Raw genomic sequence first — 823 nt, forward strand, 5'->3', positions numbered from 1 at the left:
TATACTATAAGGTTTAGAATAAGCTAACGGCTTAATATAAACCAAATATGTGGCTCAGTAGCTCAGTCGGTAGAGCAAAGGACTGAAAATCCTTGTGTCGGCGGTTCGATTCCGTCCTGAGCCACCATTTTAATATATGTGCCGGAGTAGCTCAACTGGTAGAGCAACTGACTTGTAATCAGTAGGTTGAGGGTTCAAGTCCTTTCTCCGGCACCATTTACACCTATATGGTGGGGTAGCGAAGTGGCTAAACGCGGCGGACTGTAAATCCGCTCCCTACGGGTTCGGCGGTTCGAATCCGCCCCCCACCACCATTTTTTAACATGAATTTTGTGTTAAAAAACTTTCATTTAGGGGCATAGTTTAACGGTAGAATAGAGGTCTCCAACACCTTTGATGTGGGTTCGATTCCTACTGCCCCTGCCATTTTTTTTAGTATAATCTAATATCATGGCGATTGTGGTGAAGTGGTTAACACATCGGATTGTGGTTCCGACACTCGAGGGTTCGATTCCCTTCAGTCGCCCCATTTTTATATTCAATTAAAACAAACTTAGATATCATGGCGATTGTGGTGAAGTGGTTAACACATCGGATTGTGGTTCCGACACTCGAGGGTTCGATTCCCTTCAGTCGCCCCATTTTATCTTTTTGGGGTATAGCCAAGCGGTAAGGCATCGGACTTTGACTCCGTCACTCGTTGGTTCGAATCCAGCTACCCCAGTTTCGCGGAAGTAGTTCAGTGGTAGAATACGACCTTGCCAAGGTCGGGGTCGCGGGTTCGAATCCCGTCTTCCGCTCCATTTTCTACGGCGGCATAGCC

At 46.8% G+C, this 823-nt stretch carries 8 tRNA genes; all 8 read left to right on the forward strand.

What is annotated here, in order from left to right:
* The first annotated feature begins 51 nt into the window (after nucleotides 1-51).
* The 8 genes from I2484_RS21070 to I2484_RS21105 all read left to right on the forward strand — a co-directional run bounded on the left by I2484_RS21070 (nucleotide 52) and on the right by I2484_RS21105 (nucleotide 803).
* A tRNA-Phe gene (locus I2484_RS21070) sits at nucleotides 52-127 on the forward strand.
* Between the two features lie 13 nt (nucleotides 128-140).
* Nucleotides 141-216 (forward strand) — tRNA-Thr (locus tag I2484_RS21075).
* A 13-nt stretch (nucleotides 217-229) separates the two neighbouring features.
* Nucleotides 230-314: transfer RNA gene (locus tag I2484_RS21080), tRNA-Tyr, on the forward strand.
* A gap of 38 nt (nucleotides 315-352) precedes the next feature.
* Nucleotides 353-426, forward strand: a tRNA-Trp gene (locus tag I2484_RS21085).
* A 27-nt stretch (nucleotides 427-453) separates the two neighbouring features.
* Nucleotides 454-529: transfer RNA gene (locus I2484_RS21090), tRNA-His, on the forward strand.
* Nucleotides 530-565: 36 nt separating this feature from the next.
* A tRNA-His gene (locus I2484_RS21095) sits at nucleotides 566-641 on the forward strand.
* A gap of 11 nt (nucleotides 642-652) precedes the next feature.
* Nucleotides 653-724: transfer RNA gene (locus tag I2484_RS21100), tRNA-Gln, on the forward strand.
* A 4-nt stretch (nucleotides 725-728) separates the two neighbouring features.
* A tRNA-Gly gene (locus I2484_RS21105) sits at nucleotides 729-803 on the forward strand.
* The last annotated feature ends 20 nt before the right edge of the window (nucleotides 804-823 follow it).

The organism is Sporosarcina sp. E16_8, assembly GCF_017347095.1.
Lineage (GTDB): Bacteria > Bacillota > Bacilli > Bacillales_A > Planococcaceae > Sporosarcina.